The organism is Rhodococcus sp. P4_B6 (assembly GCF_056402215.1).
On sequence record NZ_JBFUHV010000032.1, the window covers coordinates 47,444 to 70,075 of the forward strand.

Below are 22,632 nucleotides of genomic sequence, written 5' to 3' on the forward strand. Positions count from 1 at the left end.
TCTCTGAAACGAACAATAGGGGCGGACCGGGTATCTCGACCCAGGTCCGCCCCTATTGGGAGCTTGAAACGTCCCTCACGGGACGATGCATACTCGCGGCAGGACTAGACCTCTGCCGCCGCCGGAACGATGTTCACGGTCTTGCGTCCACGCTTGGTGCCGAACTCGACGGCACCGGCGGAGAGAGCGAACAGCGTGTCGTCGCCGCCACGACCGACGTTGACGCCGGGGTGGAAGTGGGTTCCGCGCTGACGCACCAGGATCTCGCCGGCGCTGACGGACTGGCCGCCGAAACGCTTCACGCCGAGTCGCTGAGCATTTGAATCGCGACCGTTACGGGAGCTGGATGCACCCTTCTTATGTGCCATGTTCTTGACCCTCCTCGGGTGAAATCAGCTCTGAAGCTCTAGCTACTTGATGCCGGTGACCTTGAGGACCGTCAGCTTCTGCCTGTGGCCCTGACGCTTGTGGTAGCCGGTCTTGTTCTTGAACTTGTGGATCCGGATCTTCGGGCCCTTGGTGTGCTCGACGACCTCACCCGTGACCGAGATCTTGGCCAGCTTGTCGGCGTCGGTCGTCAGATCGGATCCGTCGACGACGAGAACGGGAGCAAGCGAGACAGCAGTGCCGGGCTCACCCTCGATCTTCTCGACCTTGACGAGGTCACCAACAGCGACCTTGTACTGCTTTCCGCCGGTCTTGACGATCGCGTACGTTGCCATCGGAGGGCTACCCCTTGCTTCTTCGAACTTGCTCGCGCCACAGTGTGCGCGACTGGTCTGGTGTGACGGCTAGCTCGGTCGAGATCGCGCAGCCTTCACAGGTGAGGGCACAGCTGACCTTCATCGCCGAGTAGCGACTGGTCAAGGTTACAGGAAGGCAACCGTTCCGTACAAACCGGCGTCGATTGCCTTCCCGCGTTCCCTCGTCAGTGGTCGGCGTCGACCGGCGGGCCTGCCGGACGTGCCGCGGCCCGTCGACGCCGCGGCTTGCGCGGCGCTGCCTGCGGATCCGCGCCGTCCGACGAGGACGCCGCCGGTCCGCTCACGGTCGAAGCCGACATGGCCGGCTCCGGTTCCGGTACGTGCTCCGCGCCGGGCTCCGGCGTCGGAATCACGAACACGGTCCCGGCACTCGGGGTTTCGGACACCGGCGCTGCCGCTGCCCTCGACACCCGGCGACTCCTGCGCCGCGTCGGGGCCACCGGCTCCGGTGCGGGCTCGGGTTCCGGTGCGGGTTCGGGTGCGCGCTCCACGACGGGTTCCGGGGTCTCGGCGACCGGAGCCGCTTCGGCCGGTGCCGCTTCGACGACGGGCGCCTCGGCCGCAGCTTCCACGGCTTCCTCGACGACAGCCTCTTCGACGACGGCTACCTCGGCCTCGGGTGCCACGACGGCTTCCGCAGCCACCGCTGCGGGCGCCTCGGCCACGGCCTCCTCGATCCCGGGCAGCTCCGCCTTGTCCGCGGCCGCAGCCTCCGCCTTGTGCGCGGCCTCCTCCTCCTCGTGATGGTGGTGTGCCATCGCGAGAGCGACCGGGTGGGCCCGCTTCACGGTGGCATCCACCGTCGGGGCCTCCTCGTGCACGGGAGCCTGCGGAGTGTCCCCGCCGGACGACTTGTCGCGTCCCCGCTTCTTGCGGGAACCGCCGGCGTCGCCGCCGCGGGAAGACCCGCGTGCACCGGTGTCCTCGGACGTCTTCACCTCGATCGGCTCGGCATGGACGATGATGCCGCGGCCGTGGCAGTGCTCACACGTCGTGGAGAACGCCTCGACCAGACCGGTGCCCAGCTTCTTCCGGGTCATCTGCACGAGCCCGAGCGACGTCACCTCGGACACCTGGTGGCGGGTGCGATCGCGGCCCAGGGCCTCGGTCAGACGTCGCAGCACCAGGTCGCGGTTCGACTCGAGCACCATGTCGATGAAGTCGACGACGATCATGCCGCCGATGTCCCGCAGGCGCATCTGCCGGACGATCTCCTCGGCAGCCTCGAGGTTGTTCCGGGTGACGGTCTCCTCGAGGTTTCCGCCGGCACCGGTGAACTTGCCGGTATTGACATCGACCACGGTCATGGCCTCGGTGCGGTCGATCACGAGCGTGCCACCGGACGGCAACCAGACCTTGCGGTCGAGCGCCTTCGCCAGCTGCTCGTCGATGCGGTGCGCCTCGAAGACGTCGACGCCGTTGTCCGACGTGTGCTGCGCGAGCCTCGGCATGAGGTCGGGCGCGACGGACTTGATGTACGACTCGACCGTTGACCAGGCCTTCTCGCCCTCGATCACGAGCTTCGAGAAGTCCTCGTTGAACAGGTCGCGGATGACCTTCACGAGGAGATCGGGCTCCTCGTAGAGGGCCTGCGGGTTGCCGGACTTGCCGGATTCCGCCTTCGCGGCCTGAGCCTCGATCCCGGCCCACTGCTCCTGCAGGCGCGTCACGTCGCGGGCCAGTTCCTCCTCGCTCACACCCTCCGACGCGGTCCGGATGATGACTCCGGCGTCCGAGGGCACGATGTCGCGCAGGATGTCCTTGAGGCGCTTGCGTTCCGTGTCGGGCAGCTTGCGGCTGATCCCGGTGGACGTGCCGCCGGGCACGTAGACGAGGAACCGGCCCGCGAGGCTGATCTGCGTGGTCAACCGCGCACCCTTGTGCCCGACCGGGTCCTTGCTGACCTGGACCAGCACCTGGTCGCCGGGCTTGAGCGCCTGCTCGATCTTGCGGGAGTTGCCACCGAGCCCGGCGGCCTCCCAGTTGACCTCACCGGCGTACAGCACGCCGTTGCGGCCGCGGCCGATGTCGATGAACGCCGCTTCCATGCTGGGCAGCACGTTCTGGACGCGCCCGAGGTACACGTTGCCGACCATCGAGGCCGACGCCGACGTGGTCACGAAGTGTTCGACGAGGACACCGTCTTCGAGCACGGCGACCTGCGTCGTCGCGTGCGGTTGCCCGGTGGCGACGCGGTCGCGCACGACCATGACACGGTCGACGGCCTCGCGGCGTGCCAGGAACTCCGATTCCGTGAGGATCGGCGGACGGCGGCGGCCGGCATCGCGGCCGTCGCGGCGACGCTGACGCTTCGCTTCGAGCCGCGTCGAACCGGTGATCCCCTGGACCTCGTCCTTCGAGCGGCTCTTGTTGCGAGGCTCACGCTCGTGCACGACGGTGTTCGGCGGATCGTCCTCGGACGTGGCGTCTCCCGACCCCTCGCCACCGGACTTGCGACGGCGACGACGGCGGCGGCGACGGCTCGAACCGTCGGAGTCACCCTCACCGGTCTCTTCGTCCCCGGACTCCGCTTCCGCCTGCTCGACGTCCGCGGGCTTCTCCTCGGACTCCTTCTTCGGCTCCTCCTCGGGCACCCGGCTCGGTGTCTCCGCGCCCTTCTCCGTGCCCGTGTCTTCGCGGCCCTTGTCCTCGCCCGCGGACTCCTCGGCCTCGGCACCCTCGGTGTCGGTATCGGTGTCCTGTTCGTTCGGCTGCTCGCCCCGGCCGCGGCCGCGGCCGCGACGGCCACGTCGACGACGACGCGGCTGATCGCCGTCGACGTCGGACTCGTCCGATTCGGTGTCGGCGGTTCCGGTGTCCGTGGTTTTCGCGGGCTCGGCGACATCCTCGCGCGACTCGGCGACGGGCGGCTGCTCGGTGGTGGGTTCGGGCGTCCCGGCGTCCCGGCGACTGCGCCGGCGACGCGGCGGCGTCTCGACCGCCGCGAGGTCGGGCTGCAGGAAGAGCGGGACCTGAGAAACGGCGGGAGTCTCGGCGGGCTCCTCGGCAGCGGGCGCCTCGGCCTGGTAGGCGGCGGTGGTGAACAGGTCGTGCCCGAGGTCGGGTTCGGAAACCGCGGCCTCCTCGGCGACGGGTTCCGGGCTTTCCTGGGCCGGGGCTTCCTCGGCGGGAGCCTCCGGTGCCTCCGGCTGCTCGGCCTCGGCAGCCTTCTCGGCCTCGGCAGCCTTCTCGGCGACCGCTCCCTCGACGTCCGCAACCGGTTCCGGAGCCACCTCGACGACGGCCTCCGCAGCCGGGGCCGCCGCTTCCGGTGCAACCTCGGCGGGCGCCTCGGCAGGAGTGGTCTCCGCAGCGGTGAATCCGGCGTATACCCGCTCGGCGATGTCGCGTTGCAGGCTCGACTGCGCACTGCGCAGTTCCAATCCGAGGGCCGCGGCCTCGGCGAGAACCTGCTTGCTCGTCACGCCCAGCAACTTCGCGAGGGCGTGAACGCGAATCTTCTCCGGAAGAGCGGGAACCGCGCTCCCGGCGGTGGCCGTATCGTTCGGCTCTGAATTTGTGGGCGGCGCTTGATCGGCCACGTAGTCTCCTCAGCCCCCGGGCGCGTCCACTCCCCTGTCTGGGAATGTCACGCGGCCACGCGAGGGCGCAGTATGTGTACTCGCGCCCCAGATGTGAGCGCGAGATTGTCTGGTCTCGCTCCACACAGCGCGTGCAGTGTCCGTTTTCACTGCACACCCATGTAGTGCCTTGCGGATGGCCGTGGTCCGCGGTGCGAGCGCCTGATCATCCAGCGTGCCGATACGCCCAGGTATTTCCTGTTGACGTAGGGGCAGCGATGAAGGGCATCGAGCCGTGGTGTCATCCGGTCGAAGCCACGTGGTGCACAAATTGCGGTCCGACCACCCTCAGTATCCCACACGTGTGCCGCGGTCCGTGCCAGCGGCGCACGTATCGTTCTGGAACATGTTCCGTTCGCGATGGCGCCGCCGGCCCGGAGGGCAGGTCGGTGGATCGAGGGGTGGGTGGAGAGGGTGGGTCAGCTGGCGGCGAGCTGGGGGAACCAGAGGGCGATCTCGCGCTCGGCGGACTCGACCGAGTCGGAGCCGTGGACGAGGTTCTCCTGGGCTTCGAGCCCGAAATCACCGCGAATCGTGCCCGGAACAGCCTTCTCGACCGGGTCGGTGCCGCCGGCGAGCTGCCGGAACGCCGCGATCGCCCGGGGACCTTCGAGGACTGCCGCGACGAGCGGGCCGCCCGTGATGAATTCCAGCAGGCCGGGGTAGAACGGGCGGCCTTCGTGCTCGGCGTAGTGGGCGGCGGCGATGTCGCCGGGAGCGGTGCGCAGCTCGAGCGCGGAGATCGTCAGACCCTTCCGCTCGATACGACCGAGGATTTCTCCTACATATCCGCGGGCAACGGCATCGGGCTTGATCAGTACAAGGGTGCGCTCAGTCACGGCGCACAGCCTAAATGGTCAGCCGCGCTGCCCCGGCAGCAGGCCCCGCTCCATTCGCTGACGCACATTCCGGCGGAAGTAGAGGAGGTAGCCCCACAGGATGGCGAAGACCACCCCGACCGAACCGATCGACACGTGGACGAAGAAACCGAGCAGGAGCCCCACCTGCAACAACAGGTTGTACTTCATCGCCCAGGGGCGGCCCTGCAGGCCGGCCCCGAGGATCATGAGCACCGCGAGCCCCACCAGGTACGTCCCGGACCACCAGGTGAGTCCGCCGCCGACCGTCGCGACGACCGGCAGGGCGAGAAGCACCACGATCGCTTCCAGGATCAGCGATCCCGCGACCACGCCGCGGAAGCCCTTCCACGGGTCCTTGGTCGGCGGGCCGAACTCCGGTTCCGAAGCACGGGGGTCCTGCTCGCTCACGCTGGGTCCTTTCCGAAGAGGGTGCGGGCCGCACCGGCGGTCACCACGGATCCGGTGACCACGACGCCCGCCCCCGATACTGCCTCACCGGGCTCGGCGACCTCCTCGGCCAGTCCGATGGCCGTTTCCAGCGCGTCCGCGAGGGTCGGCGCCACCACGACCCGTTCGTCGCCGAACTTTGCGACCGCGAGATTGGCGAGATCCTCGACGTCCATCGCCCGCGCCGAACCGTTGTGGGTCACCACGAGCTCGTCGAACACCGGTTCCAGCGCCGACAGAATGCCGTCGACGTCCTTGTCCCCCATCACGCTGACGACGCCGACGAGCTTGCGGAAGTCGAATTCGGCGGTCAGCGCGGCGGCGAGCGCACGGGCGCCGTCCGGATTGTGCGCGGCGTCGAGGAAGACGGTCGGTGCGCTGCGCACGCGTTCGAGCCTGCCGGGATTGACGACCGAGGCGAACCCCTCCCGGATCGCGTCCTGGTCGAGCTGCCGTTCCGGGCCTGCACCGAAGAACGCCTCGACCGCCGCGAGCGCGAGGGACGCGTTACGCGCCTGGTGCTCCCCGTGCAGGGGCAGGAAGATGTCGGTGTAGACCCCGCCGAGGCCCTGCAGTTCGAGCTGCTGGCCGCCGACGGCGATCTGCCGGGCGAGCACCGTGAATTCGGAGCCCTCCCGCGCGACCGCGGCATCCACCTCGACGGCACGGCGGAGCAGCACGTCCATCACTTCCGGCGTCTGTTCGGCGAGGATGGCGACCGTGTCGCGGGGCACGAGCGCGTCCTCGCGACCCTTCTTGATGATGCCGGCCTTCTCCTGCGCGATCCCGGCGAGGTCGTCGCCGAGATACTCCGCGTGGTCGAGGCTGATCGGGGTGATCACCGCGATCTGCCCGTCGATGACATTGGTTGCGTCCCAACGCCCGCCGAGGCCCACCTCGACGACGGCGACGTCGACGGGCGCCTCCGCGAACGCGGCGTACGCCATCGCGGTGAGCACCTCGAACTTGCTCATCGCCGGGCCACCCGCCGCCTGCGACTGCTGGTCGATCATCTGCACGTACGGTTCGATCTCCCGGTACGTGTCGACGTAGCGGCGCGGCGACACCGGGCGCCCGTCGATGCTGATCCGCTCGGTGGCGAGCTGCAGGTGCGGGCTGGTGGTGCGGCCCGTGCGCCGGTTCAACGCGGTGAGCAGTGCGTCGACCATCCGCGTCACCGACGTCTTGCCGTTGGTGCCGGTGACGTGGATCGCCGGGTACCCGTGCTGCGGTGACCCGAGGATGTCCATCAACGCCGCGATTCGGCTCAGCGACGGCTCGATCTTCGTCTCGGGCCACCGCTTGTCGAGTTCGGCCTCGACCAGCGTCAACTCCGCGAGGTCGACGGGGCTGACTTCCTCCGGCGTAAAGTCGGGCGAGGTCACGCGCCTTCCAGCTCCTTCAATCGCTTGGTGATGCGTTCGATTTCTTCTGTCGCGATCTGCTGACGCGTCCGGATCTTGTCCTTGACGGCGTCGGGAGCCTTGGCCAGGAACGCCTCGTTGGAGAGTTTCGCGGTGGTTCCCGCGAGTTCCTTCTGCGCGGCCGCGAGGTCCTTCTCCAGCCGCGCCTTCTCGGCGCCGAGGTCGACGTTGCCGGACGTGTCGAGGTCCACGGTGACGGTCGCCTTGCTCAGGCGCACCTCCACCGACGCCGACGCGGCGAACCCGTCCTCCGGGTCCGTCAGCCGGGCCAGCGACGTGACCGCGGCGAGCTGCGTGTTCAGATCGGCCTCGGCGATCCCGCTGATCCGGGCGGGCACCCGCTGCGACGGCTTGAGACCCTGATCGCTGCGGAACCGGCGCACCTCGGTCACCAGTCGCTGCATGTCCTCGACACGCTGCGCCGCAACCACATCCGCGGCGTCCTCCGCTGCCTGCGGCCACTGCGCCACGACGACGGACTCGCTACCGGTGAGCGCCTTCCACAGGGTCTCCGTGACGAACGGGATGACCGGGTGGAGCAGGCGCAGCAGCGCGTCGAGGACGTTACCGAGCACTGCCCTCGTGTTCGCCCCGACCGTGTCGTTCTCGGCGAACTGCACCTTGGCCAACTCGAGGTACCAGTCGCAGACCTCGTCCCACGCGAAGTGGAACAGCGCCTCGCACGCCTTGCTGAACTCGTACCGGTCGAACGCGGTGTCGACGTCGCCGCGCACCTGGTCGAGTCGGTCGAGGATCCACCGGTCCGCGTCGGTCAGTTCGCCGCGGGCGGGCAGCGGCGCGGGTGCGGCCCCGTTCATGAGGGCGAACTTGGTCGCGTTGAACAGCTTGGTCGCGAAGTTCCGGGACGACTGTGCGTGGTCCTCGCCGACGGACAGGTCGCTGCCGGGGTTGGCGCCGCGGGCCAGCGTGAAGCGGAGCGCATCGGCGCCGAAGCGGTCGACCCAGTCGAGGGGGTCGATGCCGTTGCCCCGCGACTTCGACATCTTCTTGCCGAACTGGTCGCGGACGAGGCCGTGCAGGAACACGTCCTCGAACGGCATCTGCGGTCCGGACTTGCCTTCGCTGAACACCCCGTCGCTTCGCTCGCCCCGCCCGGCAATCGCGTCGTCCTCCGACACGTACGTGCCGAACATCATCATCCGCGCCACCCAGAAGAACAGGATGTCGTAACCGGTGACGAGAACACTTGTGGGATAGAACTTCTCGAGCTCGGGCGTCTTCTCGGGCCAGCCCATGGTCGAGAACGGCCACAGCCCGGAGGAGAACCAGGTGTCGAGGACATCGGGGTCCTGCACCCAGCCCTCGGGCGCGGTCTCGTCCGGTCCGAAGCACGCGACCTCGCCGTCGGGGCCGTACCAGATCGGGATCCGGTGACCCCACCACAGCTGCCGCGAGATGCACCAGTCGTGCATGTCGTCGACCCAGGCGAACCATCGCGGTTCCTGACTCGCGGGGTGAATGACGGTGTCACCGTTGCGGACCGCGTCACCCGCCGCCTTCGCGAGGGACTCGACCTTCACCCACCACTGCAGCGACAGGCGCGGCTCGATGGACTCGCCGGTGCGCTCGGAATGCCCGACGCTGTGCAGGTAGGGCCGCTTCTCCGCGACCACACGGCCCTGCTCGGCGAGCGCCTCCCGCACCTTGACCCGCGCCTCGAAGCGGTCGAGACCGTCGAACTGCGTTCCCGTGTCGGCGATCGTGCCGGTCTTGTCCATGATGGTCGGCATCGGCAGGTTGTGCCGCAGGCCCATCTCGAAGTCGTTGGGGTCGTGCGCCGGAGTGATCTTGACGGCGCCGGTGCCGAATTCGGGGTCGACGTACTCGTCCGCGATGATCGGGATGTCGCGGCCGGTGAAGGGATGCTCGAGCGTCGTCCCGATCAGATACTTGTAGCGCTCGTCGTCGGGGTGGACGGCGACGGCGGTGTCGCCGAGCATCGTCTCGACACGGGTGGTGGCGACCACGACGTGCGGTTCGTCGTCGTTCAGGGAGCCGTACCGCAGGGAGACCAGCTCACCCTCGACGTCCTCGAACTTCACCTCGATGTCGGAGATCGCTGTCTGCAGCACGGGCGACCAGTTGACGAGTCGCTCGGCCCGGTAGATCAGACCGTCGTCGTACATGCGCTTGAAGATGGTCTGGACGGCGCGGGAGAGCCCGTCGTCCATGGTGAAGCGGTCGCGGCTCCAGTCGACGCTGTCACCGATGCGGCGCATCTGGCCGCCGATGGTGCCACCGGACTCCCGCTTCCAGTCCCAGACCTTGTCGATGAACAGTTCGCGGCCGAAGTCTTCCTTCGTCTTGCCGTCGACGGCGAGCTGCTTCTCGACCACGGTCTGCGTCGCGATGCCCGCGTGGTCCATGCCCGGCAGCCACAGCACCTCGTAGCCCTGCATCCGCTTGCGTCGGCTCAACGCGTCCATCAACGTGTGGTCGAGAGCGTGACCCATGTGCAGGCTGCCGGTCACGTTGGGCGGCGGCAGAACGATGGAGTACCCCGGCTTCTCGCTGTCGGGGTCCGCACGGAAGTAACCGGCGTCTACCCAGCCCTGATACAGATCGTCCTCAACGGAACTGGGGTCCCAGCTCTTCGGGAGGGCATCGGCACGGTTCTGGGGATTTTCTGGAGCTGCACTGGTCACCCGTCGAGTCTAATGAACGCGCGGACGACCCACGACGGGGCTACCGTGCGGCCCCGCTACTGGTCGCTGAACAGCGCGCGGTGCACTTCGGTGGCGGTGCGGTGTTCCGGGTCGACGGGACGTAGCGCCTCGCCGGCGTCTTCTCCGCCTGCCTGGGATCCTGCGGTGCTGTGCAGCTCGGAGAAGAGCTGCACGTGGTGGTCGTTCAAGGGATTCCTCCGGTTCGTCTGCCGCATCCGATGCGGCAACCACTCGAGAATGTCGAGTATGCATCGAAACCCCCGCCGATCGGCGGCGACACGGCGACGGCGCGCCGGTGGTAACGAAATGCGCTGACCCGACGACTATCCGGGCGTGCCTGCCGGAACCGGCGGGACACCGACCTCGCTGACCGCAACCCCCGACTGTGGTCAGCGAGGTCGACACATCAGCTGCCGCGCTATTCGCCCCGGCCGCTTTCGGCGTCCCGCTTGGCGAACGCGAGTTGAATCTCCCAGCCTTCGACATTGCCCTCGATAGCGGACGCGCGACGCTCGGCGCTCGGGTACAGGGCAGCGAATCCGGACTCGACGACGCGCAGGAGGGTGCCACCGTCCCGCTCGGACAGGAAGAATTCGACCAGGGTGGACGTGCCCTCCACGAGGGGCCGCGCGGGATCGTCTCCGCCGCGGAACGAGACGTAGTGGGGTGCGTCGGACTTGACGGGAAGAATCGGGAAGCGTCCGTACGGGGGGAAATCCACGACGAAGACGTCGCCTTCGCGTGTGGTGGTGGTCTTGCCGGGATCTCCGTCGCCGATGAACCAGCCGGGTTCACTCACCAGCCGGAACACCCGCTCGATGGGGGCGTCGATCTGGATCTCGCGCTCGATCCTGTCCTGGGACGTATCCGCAACGCTCATGATCATCCTCACCTCTCGCCGATGTGCGACCCCACGGTTGCACATCGGCGGTTCCTTGCGCAACCCTCAGGTTGCACTCGATCGGAACAATGAGGGGAGACGCATCCGGGTGCCCACCCCGACGCCGGACGGCGTGGGGCGGGCACCCGGGAAACGTGTCAGCTGAAGTGCGCCAGCAGGGCGTCGCGCTGACGGTCACCGAGGCCACGGAGGCGGCGGGTGGGCGCGATCTCCAGGTTGGCCATGATCTCCTGGGCCTTGACCTTGCCGATCTTCGGCAGGGCCTCCAGGATGGCGCTGACCTTGGTCTTTCCGATGATGTCGTCGACATCAGCCTTGGAAAGGACCTGCTTGAGGGTGATGTCACCGGACTTGAGCTTGTCCTTGAGCTCTGCGCGTGCCTTACGAGCGGCGGCGGCCTTCTCGAGAGCTGCTGCCCGCTGTTCGTCAGTGAGCTGGGGAAGTGCCACGGTGTCTCCTTCATTCGGGGTACGTATCGAACACCGTAGCGAGAGAACCGCTACTTCACCGCATCCATCGGACGTGTCGCGCGTCCTGTCCGATTCGACACGCCCCGGCTCACAGGTCCGACGGCGCGAAAATTGCCAGGACGCGGGCGGTGCGCTGTGTCATGCTCGACGTGTTCCGATCGGTTCACACGTCGACTCGAGGAAGGAAGTAGCGATGCGCGCACTGCCCACAGCAAGCGCAGCCCGGTTGCAGCCGTCACGCACGGGCGCCGCATCCTTCCCCGCCGGCAGGCAAGGCGAACGCGGGATCATGCCCGCCGCGAAGACCCAGCGCTCCGCCTGACACGCCGGAATCGACGACCGTCGCCCGGCGTGCCTCCACCGCCGCGAACCGACGACAGAACCGAGAACACCCGTGAGGTACRTATCCCGTAACCCGCCCTCGACCACCCTCGACGCCCGCACCTGGTCACGCGCGGCCGTACTGGTCCTCAACGTCACATACGAGGCGCTCTGTGAGATTCCCGCGGAACGCGCAGTAGTGCTGATCAGTGTCGGCGCGGCCGAGACGGTCGCCGATCGGGAGCCGCCGTTCCCGATCCGGTCGCAGCACGTCGAGATCAGCCTGCCGCAGACCATCCGTCTGCTGCGGTACGTCTACGTCCAGCACTCCGTGCTGGTGACCGACAGYAGTCGCGCGACGTTCGCGGGCGTGTTCCGTCGCGACCGCAATCGTTGCGGCTACTGCGCCGAACCGGTCGCGACGACGATCGATCACGTGCTACCGAGGAGCCGCGGCGGCCCGAACACGTGGGCCAACCTCGTGGCGTGCTGCGCCCCCTGTAACCAGAGGAAGGCCGATCGCACACCGGAGGAGGCACGGATGCCGCTCCTGTGGGAGCCGAAGGCGCCGCGGCACATCGAAAAGGCGCAACGGCAGATCTGGCGGGATCTCGCGGCGGTGTAGCCGCGAGATCCCCGGGTATTCCGCCTCCACCGACCGACTTCTCCCGGAAAGGGGAGATATCCCGATGACCGACGTCCTGGACACAACCCTGTCCACACTGCTGCCCGCCTCCGACGATCCCGCCGGATGGGTCGACGCCGCGTGCCGCAACGACCCCGAGCCGGACCGGTGGTTCCCTTTCCCGACAGAGGATTTCGCGTACGCGCGTGACGTGTGCCGGCACTGCGCGCTACGGATCCGCTGTGAGCTCTTCGCCAGGGCGACCGCTCAGTCCGGGGTGTGGGGCGGCAAGGAGTTCGACCGGGGCCGCGAGAGGCGGGCGTGACTCCGCCCGGCGCGGCCCCTGCCCCCCGCCCTACCGGCTGAAGCCTACTTGCCCAGGATCTCGGGCAGCGCGACGTCCTCGCCCCGCACGTGCTCCGAGAGGAACGACAGCACCACCTGGTACCAGACCTTCGCGTTCTGCGGGGTGAGGATCCAGTGGTTCTCGTCGGGGAAGTAGAGGAAGCGGTGGTCGGTGACCCCGTCGTCGTCCGCGGGCAACCCCGACTCGGACAGCAGCTCGAACCACAGCCGCAACCCGTCACCGATCGGGACGCGAAAGTCCTTGTCGCCGTGGATGACCAGCATCGGTGTCACGATGTCCGCGACGTACAGGTGTGGTGAGTTCTCCACCGCCATCTCGGGAGTCATCTCCCGCTGCCAGTACCAGGCGGCGTCGGTGGTGGGGCCGAACTGGTCCAGCGCCCACAGGCTCGCGTGGGTGACGATCGCCTTGAACCGGTCGGTGTGCCCGGCGATCCAGTTGGCCATGTATCCGCCGAATGATCCGCCCATCGCCGCGGTGCGCTTCTCGTCGATCTCGGGCAGCGCCACCGCGGCGTCGGTGATCGACATGAGGTCGGTGTACGGCGCCTTGCCCCACTTCCCCCAGCCGCGTTCGACGAACGCCTGCCCGTAGCCGGTGGACAGGGCCGGATCCGGCAGCAGCACGGCGTATCCCCGCGCCACCAGAAGCCACGGGTTCCACCGCCACGACCAGGTGTTCCACGAACCCAGGGGGCCGCCGTGCACCCACAGCGCGAGCGGCACCGGCGCGTGGGCAGAGGCGCCGGTCGGCACCGCGAGCCACGCGCGCACCGCCGCGCCGTCCGCGGCGACCGTCTCGACCTCCGTCAGCGTGCCCGGGAGTTCGGGGAGGTCCGCGGGCGCCTTCAGCAGCGACACGGCGCCGGTGGTGATGTCGATGCGCACCGGGTGCGGCGGCGCCGCGTACGACGCCCGCAGCGCGAACACCGTCGACCCGTCCGGAGCGACCTGCAGGTCGGTGTAGGCGGAGTCGTCGGTCGTGACCGGCGTGGGGTCCGCGCCGTCGCGGAGGAGGAAGATCGGTGCGCGCCCGCGGTCGTCGGCGGTCACGAGGAGACCCGAGCCGTCGGACAACCAGGCCACGGACGTGGCCCACCGGTCCCATCCGGGCGCCACGTCCGTGACGGTGCCGGTGTCGAAGCTGTACCGGTGCAGCGTGAATCGCGGCGCGGAGTCGGGTGTCGCATGCGATTCCCGCGTGAAGACGACGTGCCGTCCGTCCGGGGAGATCACCGGGTCCGACAGGTCGGCGTCGCCGTCGCCGACGAGGACGGTGCGCGCCCCCGTCTCCGTGTCGACGCGCACCAGGATGTTCCGGATCGACGCCAGCGGGCCGGGAACCGTCCACGACGTCACGACGAACGTGCCGTCGTCGCTCAGCGCGTAGTTCGCCTCCCGCAGCGCCGGACCCGGCATCGGCGTGAGGTCGGTGAGCTGCGGCTCCTGCCCGTTCTCCGCGAGCGCGTCCAGCGGGGCGGACAGCAGGTGGGGCACGTCGGGACCGAGATCGTGGTCCCAGTAGCGGATCGGGTAGCCCGTGTGCAGGATCGCCGAGACCTTCTTCTCCTTGCGCTCGGCGCGCACCCGCTCGTCGTCGGCGGACTCGCCGGATCTCCCCAGAACGCCCGTGGTGACGACGAAACGCGGCGCGCACCGGGCCGCACGCACACCGGTGATGCCGCCGCCGCGTCGCGCGACGATCACGGCCTCGCCGCCCCGCGCGGGCAGGCGCCACAGGTCGTCGGGAAGGTCGTCCTCGTCCTGCGTCGGCCGGGAAGACGTGAAGAGCAGGTCGCCGTCACTGGTGAACGTCGCGTTGGACTCCCCGGTGCGGCCGCGGGTGAGCCTGCGCGCCGCGAACTCGCCGGTGGGATCGATCTCCCACAGCGCGGTGACGTACTTCGTCGACTTCTCGTCGAGCGTCGACTGCGCGACGACGAGCCTTCGCCCGTCCGCCGACAGCGCGAGGCCGCCGACGCGACCGAGCGCGAGATAGTCGTCGAGGTCGTCGAAAGGAGTTCCGGCGTGGAGTTCAGGAATGGCGGTCACGAGTCGTTGGTATCACGAACCGGGCTCACCCCGTCACACATCCGCGTCTCAGGCGAGCAGGGGCGCGACCCGCGGCGGGATCTCGTTCAGCGCGTACGGCAGGCTCAGTACGGTGCTCCACGCCATCGCCTCGGCGGCGGCGTCCTCGAGCGTGATCGTGCGGCCGGCCTTCACCACGTCGAGTTCCTGATAGATCGGCGTCTTGTCGAGTTCCGCACGCAGCTTGTCGCCGTAGCCGCCGCCCGCGTACCAGACGAGGAGGTCGACGTTCGCCAGCGACAGCTGCTCCGTGCTGATCTCCGCGAAGTTGCCGGTGATCTGTTCCGTCACAGGGGGGTTCACGAAACCGAGTTCGGTGAAGAAGCGGACCTTCGGGTCCTCCGGGCCGTACACACCGAACTGTCCCGGTCCCTTGAGCGCACCGACGAGGACGGTCTTTCCCGCGAACGCCGGGTTGGCGGCCCGGACGTCGGCGAACTGCGTCTCGACGCCGGACACGAGTTCGGCGGCCTTGTCCTTCTTGCCGAGTGCGTCGCCGAGAATCCGCGTCTGGTCCTGCCACGAGACGCCGTAGTCGGCGAACTCCTTGGGCTGCGCGATCGTCGGCGCGATGGCGCTGAGCTTGTCGTACTGGGCCTGGGTGAGTCCGGAGTAGGTGCCGACCACCAGGTCCGGTGCGACCGCGGCGACCTTCTCGAAGTCGATGTTGGTGGACGCCGTGCCGACGATCTCCGGCTTCGCGTCGCCGAGGAGGTCCTGCGCCCACGGCCACACGCCGTAGGGGTAGTCGCCGTACCAGTCGAACGTGCCTGCCAGCGGGCCACCGAGCGCGAGGATCGTGTCCTGGTCGTTGTAGCCGACGCTGACGATGCGCTGCGGGTCCGTCGGCACCTGGGTTTCGCCGTACTTGTGGGCGACGATGGGGCCCGTGGGCTCGTTGCCGCCGCCTTCGCCGTCCGAGCTGCTGCAGGCCGCGGCGAACGCGAGCAGCGCTCCCCCGGTACCCAGGAGGAATCCGCGTCGGCTGACGCCGATCCTCTGTTGTCCCACGTTCATGCGGCGACCCTCTCGTCTACCAGGTTTCCGATCCACTTAGGTAAGGCTTGCCGAGCTTAGCCTAAGGGTTCACGCGGACGGGTTCCCGCCACATCGCCCACAGTGTCGGCCCGCCGTCCGGGATCCGGATCTCACCGGTGACGTCGAAGCCGAACCGCTGGTAGTACGAAATGTTGTCCTTCTTACTCGACTCCAGGTACGCCGGGATGCCGTCGGCATCACACCGGTCGAGCCGCGACCGCAACAACGCCGTCCCGTAGCCGCCACCCCGCCCCGCGCTCGACGTCCCGATCGTCGCCAGGTACCAGTGCACGGGGTCCACCGGGTGCGCGTCTTCGACGGTTCCGCTCACCGCGGCCCCGACGCCCAGCCGGGTGCCGAACGCGCGGACCAGGCCCGGCAGGCTGAGGAGCGACGACAACGTCGACTCCTTCCAGCCGCCCGGCGGATCCCACATGGCGGCCCCGCGGATCACACCGTCGCCGTCTTCGGCCAGTTCGGCCCCGCCCCCGGCGAGGTGGTGATGGCGGATCTCCACCGAGAACAGCCTCGGCAGACCACGCCGCCTGCGCTCGGGATCCGGCCACATCCAGACCATCACGGGGTCGTCGAAGAACGCGTCGGCGAGGACCCGCGTCAGTTCGGGGATGTCGGATTTGGTCGCGGCCCGCACGCTCACACCCATGCCCAGAGGGTACGGGCCTGCCATCGCTGTGGGCGGGAACGACCGGCCGCCACCCGCGGTTCGTGTCGGGCGGCGGCCGGTCGGACCTTCTAGATCGGATCTTCTAGACGGTGGCGTCGACCAGGAGCTTCGCGCCGGTGGCCGCCTGGACGTCCTCGACGCTGTGACCGGGTGCGGTCTCGACGAGCCGCAGGCCGTCGGGGGTGACGTCGATGACGGCGAGATCGGTGACGATCTTCTGGACGCAGCGCTTGCCGGTGTACGGCAGCGTGCACTCCTCGAGGATCTTGTGCTCACCCTTCTTGGTGACGTGGTCCATCATCACGATGACCTTGCCTGCGCCGTGGACGAGGTCCATCGCGCCGCCCATGCCCTTGACCATGGCGCCGGGGACCATCCAGTTGGACAGGTCGCCGTGGCTGCTGACCTGCATGGCGCCGAGCACGGCCACGTCGACGCTGCCGCCGCGGATCATCGAGAAGGAGTCGGAGGAGGAGAAGAACGCGCCGCCGGCGACCACGGTGATGGTCTCCTTGCCCGCGTTGATCAGCTCGGGGTCGACCTCGTCCTCGGTCGGGTACGGCCCGACGCCGAGGATGCCGTTCTCCGAGTGCAGGACGACGTCCTTRCCGGCCGGGATGTGGCCGGGGATCAGGGTCGGCATGCCGATGCCGAGGTTGACGTACTGCCCGTCCTCGAGTTCGGCTGCGACCCGGGCCGCCATCTCGTCACGCGTCCAGCTCATGCCCGCACCGTCCTGTTCTCGATTCCCGTTTCCTGCTTGCCGACCTCGACCACACGCTGGACGAAGATGCCGGGGGTGTGCACCTCGGCGGGGTCGATCTCGCCGGGCTCGACGAGGTGTTCGACCTGCGCGATGGTGATGCGACCGGCGCCCGCGGCGTCGGGGTTGAAGTTGCGGGCCGTCTCCCGGTACACGAGGTTGCCGAGCCGGTCGCCCTTCCACGCGTGGACCAGCGCGAAGTCGGTGCGGATGGCGCGTTCGAGAACGAAGGCCTCCCCGTCGAACTCGCGGGTCTCCTTGGGCTTGCTGGCGACCGCGATGCCGCCCTTGCCGTCGTAGCGGATCGGCAGACCGCCGTCGGCGACCTGCGTTCCGACACCGGCGGGGGTGTAGAAGGCGGGGATGCCCGCTCCCCCGGCGCGCATGCGTTCGGCCAGCGTGCCCTGCGGGGTGAGCTCGACCTCCAGCTCTCCGCTGAGGTACTGCCGCGCGAATTCCTTGTTGGCGCCGACGTACGAGCTGATCGTGCGCCGGATCCGGTGCTGCTCGAGGAGCAGACCCAGACCGAAACCGTCGGTGCCGCAGTTGTTGCTGACCGTCTCGAGGTCGGTCGCACCCTGTGCGAGGAGGGCGTCGATGAGGACCGAGGGGATACCGACGAGGCCGAAGCCACCCACTGCGAGGGACGCTCCGTCGGGGACGTCGGCAACGGCCTCGGCCGCCGTTGCGAAGACTTTGTTGACCATGTGACCCAGGCTACCGCAAAATGTTCGAGTAGTGAACACCCATCCACATTGCGAACAAATTGCGCCCCGCCTATTGGCCCCATCACAGAACGCGACTACTATGTGCGAATAGCGGCCGACTGTTCACATCGAGAACGTGAGGATCTTCTTCCATGCTGCATCTGCCAGCCCACTACCAAGCCGGGCACGAAGCCAATGCCCCGCTGCTGTTCCCCGAGTACAAGACGACTCGGCTGCGCAGCCCCAAGAACGACCTGATCCTGATCCCGCAGCGACTCGGCGAGATCACCGGTCCGGTCTTCGGCGACGCCGACGTCACCAAGGGTGAGAACGACATGACCCGCGCCAACGGCGGCGAGGCCCAGGGTCAGCGGATCATCGTCCACGGCCGGGTCCTCGACAGCGCCGGGAAGCCCATCCCCGACACCCTCCTCGAGGTGTGGCAGGCCAACGCCGGCGGCCGCTACCGCCACAAGAACGACTCCTGGCCCGCGCCGCTCGACCCCCACTTCAACGGTGTCGCGCGCTGCCTGACCGACAAGCAGGGCCACTACGAGTTCACGACGATCAAGCCCGGCGCGTACCCGTGGGGCAACCACCACAACGCGTGGCGGCCCGCACACATCCACTTCTCCCTCTTCGGTCAGGCGTTCACCCAGCGCCTGGTCACGCAGATGTACTTCCCGGACGATCCGTTCTTCTTCCAGGACCCGATCTACAACTCGGTGCCCGAAGCGGCGCGCGAGCGGATGATCAGCACGTTCGACTACGACCAGACCCGCGAGAACTGGGCCGTCGGATTCAAGTTCGACATCGTCCTGCGCGGCCAGGACGCCACCCCGTTCGAGGACACGCCGTTCAACAAGACGGAGGGCCACTGATGATCGACACCCAGAACCCGGACGCCCCGCGCTACCCGGTCTTCGCCAAGAGCCAGGACGAGGTGCCGTTCGGCGTCACCCCGTCCCAGACCGTCGGCCCGTACGTCCACATCGGCCTGTTCCCCACGTGGGAGAACAGCGGCGACGCCGTCCCCGAGGATGCTCCCGGACGAATCGACGTGTCCTTCAACGTCATCGACGGCGCCGGTCAGCCCATCGGCGACGCGATGATCGAAACCTGGCAGGCAGATGCCGCGGGGCGGTTCGACAGTCCTGCCGATCCCCGCGGTGCCGCCGAGGCGACTCCCGCCGGATTCCGCAGCCTGGCACGCGTGTTCGCCGACGAGAGCGGCACGATCGTGGTGCACACCGTCAAGCCGGGCACTCTCCCCGCCGAGGACGGCGCAGTCGAGGCCCCGCACATCAACGTCGGGCTCTTCGCCCGCGGCATGCTCGAGCGCCTGTACACGCGCCTCTACTTCCCGGAGGATACGGACGCCCACGCATCGGACCCCGTGCTCGCCGCCGTCCCGGAAGCCGACCGCCCCAAGCTGATCGCGGAGAAGACCGATCGCGGATACCACCTGACGATTCACGTGCAGGACACGGACGGACGGGAAACCCCGTTCTTCGCCCTGTAATCGGCCGCAAACCCAGAAAGGTGTCGCGTGTGAACTCTCCGGAGACCTCCCGGGGTGCCCTGTTCGATCCGACGTTCGGTGCCGGCGAGTTGTCGGCGCTGCTCTCCGACCGGGCGTGGGTCACCGCGATGGTCGAGGTCGAGGGGGCACTGGCCCGGGCGGAGGCGAAGTGCGGCGTCATCCCCGCCGCGTCCGCCGACGCGATCTCCTCCGTGTTCGCGCGAATCGTCGCCGACGGCTCCGTGGACGTCGGGGCCCTCGGCGACGCGGCGGCCGCGGGTGGCAATCCGGTGATCCCGCTGGTGAAACTGCTCCGCAGCGAGGTCGCGGCCACCGAGGCCGGGGTGCCCGGAGGCCACGTGCACAAGGGCGCCACGAGTCAGGACATTCTCGACACGGCCCTGATGCTGCTGTGCCGCCGGTCGGGCGCGCACGTCCTGGCGTCCCTCGACGAGGCGGTGCTGTGCGCCGAGGCCCTCTCGCGGGCCCAGCGCGGCACCCCGATCGCCGGCCGCACCCTGGGCCAGCAGGCCTTGCCCACCACGTTCGGCGTCCTCGCCGCCGGGTGGATGACCGCACTGCACAGGGCTTCTCGCGCACTGTTCGACGCACTCGACGGCCTTCCCGTGCAATTGGGCGGCGCGGCCGGCACGTCCGCCGCGCTCTACCCGCACGGCCTCGACGTCGCCGACATCCTCGCCGACGAACTCGGACTCGCACGCCAGGACGTGCCCTGGCACACCGACCGCACCCGCATCGCACTGCTCGCGTCGGCGCTCGGAACGGCCGCGGGCGCGGTGTCGAAGATCGCCACCGACCTCGTGTTCCTGTCGTCCACCGAGGTCGCCGAGGTCAGCGAAGGGTCGCCCGGCGGTTCTTCGGCCATGCCGCACAAACGCAATCCGGTGGCCGCGATCGCCGCCCGCGCCGCGGCCCGCCGCACCCCGGGACTCGTCGCGACGATCCTCGGCTCGATGGATCACGAGCAGCAGCGCGCCGCCGGCCCCTGGCATGCCGAGTGGGAAACGCTCACGGACCTGCTGCGCCTCACCGGTGGCGCCGTCGCGCGGATCGCCGACTCGCTCGGCGGACTGAACGTCCACCCCGACGCGATGGCCCGCAACCTCGACGTCACCGGCGGCCTGCTCCTCGCGGAACGGGTCACCGGAGCCCTGTCCGCCCACACCGACAACGCGCGGGACCTCGTCACCGCCGCCTGCCGGAGCGGGCACCGACTCGACGAGGATCCGGGGCTCCTCGAATACCTGCCTGCGGACGAGATCCGCGCCCTGCTCGACCCTGCCGGGTACCTCGGCCACGCCCACGACATCGTCGACCGCGCACTGGACACAGTGGCCCGCGGCCGGGAAGGAACGCGATGACAGTCGCACTTGCACACGAAATCTCCGGACCCCGCAGCGGCGCGGCCGACGCCCCCGTCGTCGTCCTGCTCGGATCGCTCGGCTCCAACCGGTCCATGTGGGACCCGCAGATCGCGGCGCTGTCCGACGAATGCCGGGTCGTCGCCGTCGATCAGCGGGGCCACGGCGAGTCGCCCGCACCGGACGGGCCGTACTCCGTCCGCGAACTGTCCGAGGATGTTCTCGCACTGCTCGACTCCCTCGGAGTCGACGCCGCCCACTTCGTCGGACTGTCCATGGGCGGCGCGATCGCCCAGTGGCTCGGCGCGCACACCCCGCGGCGGGTGCTGTCGCTGTCGCTGCTGTGCACCGCCGCGAAGTTCGGCGAACCGCAGGGATGGATCGAACGGGCCGCCGCGTCGCGCGCCGACGGCCCCGAATCGCTCGCCGATGCCGTCGTCGCACGCTGGTTCAGTGAGGGCCTGGCCAAGCGGGACCCCGAATTCGTCCGGCACTACCGCGACATGATCGCGTCGACGTCGCCCGAGGGATACGCCGCGTGCTGCGACGCCCTCGCCGACTGGGACTTCACCGCCGACCTCGCCCGGATCAGCGCACCGACACTGGTGATCGCGGGCGAGGAGGATCCGTCCACCCCGCCGTCGGTCATGCAGGTCCTCGCGGACGGCATCACCGGCGCCCGGTTCGAGGTGCTCTCCCCCGCCGCCCACGTCGCGAACCTCGAGCAGGCGGGCGCCGTCACGGCGCTGCTGCGCGAACACATCGCCGGCGGCGGATACGCGCGCGGACGACGCGCCGCGCACGCACAGGGCATGACCGTGCGCCGCTCGGTGCTCGGCGACGCCCACGTGGACCGCTCCGTCGCGGGGACCACCGACTTCACGGCACCGTTCCAGGACTTCATCACCCGCACCGCGTGGGGCGACATCTGGTCGCGCCCCGGGCTGGACCACGAACTGCGCCGGCTGCTCACGATCGCCGTCCTCACCGCGGTCGGCAACGAGCACGAACTCGACATGCACATCCGGGCCGCCCTCCGCGCGGGCGTCGACGCCGACACCATCGGCGAAGTGCTCCTCCACACCGCCGTCTACGCGGGAGTGCCCAACAGCAATCTCGGGTTCGCCCTCGGCAAGCAGGCCCTCGCCGACCTGGCCGCCGAGCCGACAGTGGAGGATTCGCAGACATGACAGCTACCGAACCGACGGAGAAGATCCTCCCGTCCCCCGACTACGTGCAATCGCTGGCCCGGGGCCTGGCCGTGATCCGCTGCTTCGATCACCAGAATCAGCGGCGCACGCTCAGCGACGTCGCCCGCGCCACCGACCTGACCCGCGCCACCGCGCGCCGGTTCCTGCTCACCCTCGTCGAACTCGGCTACGTGGCCACGGACGGTTCCGCATTCTGGCTCACCCCGCGGGTCCTCGAACTCGGGTACAGCTACCTGTCGAGCCTGTCACTGCCGGAGGTCGCGCAGCCGCACCTCGAGAAGTTGAGCCACAAGGTCCACGAGTCGTCGTCGGTGTCGATCCTCGACGGCGCCGACATCGTGTACGTCGCCCGCGTGCCCGTCAGCCGGATCATGACGGTGGGCATCACCATCGGCACCCGGCTGCCCGCGTACGCCACCTCGATGGGACGGGTCCTGCTGGCGGGACTGCCCGACGACGAACTCGACGCGTACCTCGAGAAGCTCGACATCCAGCGGCTCACCGAGCGCACGATCACGGCCCGCGACGAGCTGAAGGCCGCGATTCTCGCGGTCCGCGCGGACGGCATCTGTGTTCTCGACCAGGAACTCGAGGCAGGCCTGCGGTCGATGGCCGCACCGATCCGCAACGCCTCCGGGCTCACCGTCGCCGCGGTGAACATCTCCACGCCGGCCGCGCGGTACAGCCTCGAGGATCTGCATTCCGATCTCATCCCGTCGCTGCGGGTCACCGCAACCGACATCGAACAGGACCTCGCCACCGTCAACCGTTGACGGTGGCGAGGAAT

At 68.9% G+C, this 22,632-nt stretch carries 23 protein-coding genes; 8 read left to right on the forward strand and 15 right to left on the reverse strand.

From position 1 onward, the window contains the following. Positions 1-104: 104 nt before the first annotated feature. The 10 genes from rpmA to mihF form a co-directional block, all read right to left on the reverse strand. Positions 105-368 carry a 50S ribosomal protein L27 gene (gene rpmA, locus AC1DWT_RS17895; RefSeq protein ID WP_012688267.1) on the reverse strand — a complete coding sequence of 88 codons (264 nt, stop codon included), beginning with the start codon at positions 366-368 and terminating at the stop codon, positions 105-107. 42 nt (positions 369-410) lie between these two features. Then, positions 411-722: a 50S ribosomal protein L21 gene (gene rplU / locus AC1DWT_RS17900; protein WP_005248081.1), complete on the reverse strand. Its 312-nt coding sequence runs from the start codon at positions 720-722 to the stop codon at positions 411-413. A gap of 206 nt (positions 723-928) precedes the next feature. Beyond that, positions 929-4,306 carry a translation initiation factor IF-2 N-terminal domain-containing protein gene (locus AC1DWT_RS17905; protein WP_206012731.1) on the reverse strand — a complete coding sequence of 1,126 codons (3,378 nt, stop codon included), beginning with the start codon at positions 4,304-4,306 and terminating at the stop codon, positions 929-931. 458 nt (positions 4,307-4,764) lie between these two features. After that, the gene (gene ndk / locus AC1DWT_RS17910; RefSeq protein ID WP_206012732.1) at positions 4,765-5,184 is read right to left on the reverse strand and encodes a nucleoside-diphosphate kinase; all 420 of its coding nucleotides are present in this window, start codon (positions 5,182-5,184) and stop codon (positions 4,765-4,767) included. Between the two features lie 18 nt (positions 5,185-5,202). After that, on the reverse strand, positions 5,203-5,613 hold the full coding sequence (locus AC1DWT_RS17915; RefSeq protein ID WP_012688270.1) for a DUF4233 domain-containing protein: 411 nt from the start codon (positions 5,611-5,613) through the stop codon (positions 5,203-5,205). After that, positions 5,610-7,037, reverse strand: a complete 1,428-nt coding sequence (folC, locus tag AC1DWT_RS17920) for a bifunctional tetrahydrofolate synthase/dihydrofolate synthase (RefSeq protein WP_072946568.1) — start codon at positions 7,035-7,037, stop codon at positions 5,610-5,612. The genes AC1DWT_RS17915 and folC overlap by 4 nt, the downstream gene beginning before the upstream one ends. Then, the gene (locus AC1DWT_RS17925) at positions 7,034-9,742 is read right to left on the reverse strand and encodes a valine--tRNA ligase (RefSeq protein WP_206012733.1); all 2,709 of its coding nucleotides are present in this window, start codon (positions 9,740-9,742) and stop codon (positions 7,034-7,036) included. The genes folC and AC1DWT_RS17925 overlap by 4 nt, the downstream gene beginning before the upstream one ends. 56 nt (positions 9,743-9,798) lie before the next feature. Continuing rightward, the gene (locus AC1DWT_RS17930) at positions 9,799-9,951 is read right to left on the reverse strand and encodes a hypothetical protein (RefSeq protein ID WP_009474026.1); all 153 of its coding nucleotides are present in this window, start codon (positions 9,949-9,951) and stop codon (positions 9,799-9,801) included. A 230-nt stretch (positions 9,952-10,181) separates the two neighbouring features. Continuing rightward, positions 10,182-10,649, reverse strand: coding sequence for an SRPBCC family protein (locus AC1DWT_RS17935; RefSeq protein ID WP_206012734.1), 468 nt, complete (start codon positions 10,647-10,649; stop codon positions 10,182-10,184). Between the two features lie 152 nt (positions 10,650-10,801). Then, positions 10,802-11,113: an integration host factor, actinobacterial type gene (gene mihF, locus AC1DWT_RS17940; RefSeq protein ID WP_005248100.1), complete on the reverse strand. Its 312-nt coding sequence runs from the start codon at positions 11,111-11,113 to the stop codon at positions 10,802-10,804. A 214-nt stretch (positions 11,114-11,327) separates the two neighbouring features. On the opposite strand from mihF, the gene AC1DWT_RS17945 reads away from it, so the two are divergent. From AC1DWT_RS17945 to AC1DWT_RS17955, 3 genes are all read left to right on the forward strand, one after another. Next, positions 11,328-11,456, forward strand: a complete 129-nt coding sequence (locus AC1DWT_RS17945; RefSeq protein WP_255315012.1) for a hypothetical protein — start codon at positions 11,328-11,330, stop codon at positions 11,454-11,456. A 72-nt stretch (positions 11,457-11,528) separates the two neighbouring features. Further along, positions 11,529-12,080 (forward strand): HNH endonuclease, encoded by a 552-nt coding sequence (locus tag AC1DWT_RS17950; RefSeq protein ID WP_477921592.1) that lies wholly within the window; start codon positions 11,529-11,531, stop codon positions 12,078-12,080. A 64-nt stretch (positions 12,081-12,144) separates the two neighbouring features. After that, positions 12,145-12,405 carry a WhiB family transcriptional regulator gene (locus AC1DWT_RS17955; RefSeq protein ID WP_206012736.1) on the forward strand — a complete coding sequence of 87 codons (261 nt, stop codon included), beginning with the start codon at positions 12,145-12,147 and terminating at the stop codon, positions 12,403-12,405. A gap of 44 nt (positions 12,406-12,449) precedes the next feature. Here the strand turns inward: AC1DWT_RS17955 and AC1DWT_RS17960 are convergent, their stop codons facing one another. The 5 genes from AC1DWT_RS17960 to AC1DWT_RS17980 all read right to left on the reverse strand — a co-directional run bounded on the left by AC1DWT_RS17960 (position 12,450) and on the right by AC1DWT_RS17980 (position 17,730). Then, positions 12,450-14,498, reverse strand: a complete 2,049-nt coding sequence (locus tag AC1DWT_RS17960) for a S9 family peptidase (RefSeq protein WP_206012737.1) — start codon at positions 14,496-14,498, stop codon at positions 12,450-12,452. A gap of 48 nt (positions 14,499-14,546) precedes the next feature. Then, a complete protein-coding gene (locus tag AC1DWT_RS17965) occupies positions 14,547-15,554 on the reverse strand; it encodes an iron-siderophore ABC transporter substrate-binding protein (protein WP_206012738.1) in 1,008 nt (335 codons plus the stop codon). Between the two features lie 61 nt (positions 15,555-15,615). Continuing rightward, positions 15,616-16,239 carry a GNAT family N-acetyltransferase gene (locus AC1DWT_RS17970; RefSeq protein ID WP_206012739.1) on the reverse strand — a complete coding sequence of 208 codons (624 nt, stop codon included), beginning with the start codon at positions 16,237-16,239 and terminating at the stop codon, positions 15,616-15,618. A 103-nt stretch (positions 16,240-16,342) separates the two neighbouring features. Continuing rightward, entirely contained in the window at positions 16,343-16,984 is a 642-nt protein-coding gene (locus AC1DWT_RS17975; protein ID WP_206012740.1) for a 3-oxoacid CoA-transferase subunit B, read from the reverse strand. Next, entirely contained in the window at positions 16,981-17,730 is a 750-nt protein-coding gene (locus AC1DWT_RS17980; RefSeq protein ID WP_087559495.1) for a CoA transferase subunit A, read from the reverse strand. The genes AC1DWT_RS17975 and AC1DWT_RS17980 overlap by 4 nt, the downstream gene beginning before the upstream one ends. A 152-nt stretch (positions 17,731-17,882) precedes the next feature. On the opposite strand from AC1DWT_RS17980, the gene pcaH reads away from it, so the two are divergent. The 5 genes from pcaH to AC1DWT_RS18005 are packed head-to-tail and all read left to right on the forward strand — an operon-like array spanning position 17,883 to position 22,618. Next, a complete protein-coding gene (gene pcaH, locus AC1DWT_RS17985; RefSeq protein WP_072946557.1) occupies positions 17,883-18,611 on the forward strand; it encodes a protocatechuate 3,4-dioxygenase subunit beta in 729 nt (242 codons plus the stop codon). After that, positions 18,611-19,252, forward strand: coding sequence for a protocatechuate 3,4-dioxygenase subunit alpha (gene pcaG / locus AC1DWT_RS17990; RefSeq protein WP_072946556.1), 642 nt, complete (start codon positions 18,611-18,613; stop codon positions 19,250-19,252). Before pcaH ends, pcaG begins: the two co-directional genes overlap by 1 nt. Positions 19,253-19,281: 29 nt before the next feature. Beyond that, a complete protein-coding gene (pcaB, locus tag AC1DWT_RS17995) occupies positions 19,282-20,634 on the forward strand; it encodes a 3-carboxy-cis,cis-muconate cycloisomerase (RefSeq protein WP_206012741.1) in 1,353 nt (450 codons plus the stop codon). After that, positions 20,631-21,824, forward strand: coding sequence for a bifunctional 3-oxoadipate enol-lactonase/4-carboxymuconolactone decarboxylase PcaDC (pcaDC, locus tag AC1DWT_RS18000; protein WP_206012742.1), 1,194 nt, complete (start codon positions 20,631-20,633; stop codon positions 21,822-21,824). The genes pcaB and pcaDC overlap by 4 nt, the downstream gene beginning before the upstream one ends. Then, positions 21,821-22,618, forward strand: coding sequence for an IclR family transcriptional regulator (locus AC1DWT_RS18005; RefSeq protein ID WP_072946553.1), 798 nt, complete (start codon positions 21,821-21,823; stop codon positions 22,616-22,618). Before pcaDC ends, AC1DWT_RS18005 begins: the two co-directional genes overlap by 4 nt. The last annotated feature ends 14 nt before the right edge of the window (positions 22,619-22,632 follow it).

Excerpts from the sequence above, each read along its gene's own strand:
- pcaDC (WP_206012742.1), top strand. The coding sequence starts at position 20,631 with ATGACAGTCGCACTTGCACACGAAATCTCCGGACCCCGCAGCGGCGCG.
- AC1DWT_RS17955 (WP_206012736.1), top strand. The coding sequence starts at position 12,145 with ATGACCGACGTCCTGGACACAACCCTGTCCACACTGCTGCCCGCCTCC.
- pcaG (WP_072946556.1), top strand. The coding sequence starts at position 18,611 with ATGATCGACACCCAGAACCCGGACGCCCCGCGCTACCCGGTCTTCGCC.
- rplU (WP_005248081.1), bottom strand. The coding sequence starts at position 722 with ATGGCAACGTACGCGATCGTCAAGACCGGCGGAAAGCAGTACAAGGTC.
- AC1DWT_RS17970 (WP_206012739.1), bottom strand. The coding sequence starts at position 16,239 with ATGGGTGTGAGCGTGCGGGCCGCGACCAAATCCGACATCCCCGAACTG.
- AC1DWT_RS17945 (WP_255315012.1), top strand. The coding sequence starts at position 11,328 with ATGCGCGCACTGCCCACAGCAAGCGCAGCCCGGTTGCAGCCGTCACGC.
- AC1DWT_RS17965 (WP_206012738.1), bottom strand. The coding sequence starts at position 15,554 with ATGAACGTGGGACAACAGAGGATCGGCGTCAGCCGACGCGGATTCCTC.
- rpmA (WP_012688267.1), bottom strand. The coding sequence starts at position 368 with ATGGCACATAAGAAGGGTGCATCCAGCTCCCGTAACGGTCGCGATTCA.
- AC1DWT_RS17980 (WP_087559495.1), bottom strand. The coding sequence starts at position 17,730 with ATGGTCAACAAAGTCTTCGCAACGGCGGCCGAGGCCGTTGCCGACGTC.
- pcaH (WP_072946557.1), top strand. The coding sequence starts at position 17,883 with ATGCTGCATCTGCCAGCCCACTACCAAGCCGGGCACGAAGCCAATGCC.
- AC1DWT_RS17935 (WP_206012734.1), bottom strand. The coding sequence starts at position 10,649 with ATGATCATGAGCGTTGCGGATACGTCCCAGGACAGGATCGAGCGCGAG.
- AC1DWT_RS18005 (WP_072946553.1), top strand. The coding sequence starts at position 21,821 with ATGACAGCTACCGAACCGACGGAGAAGATCCTCCCGTCCCCCGACTAC.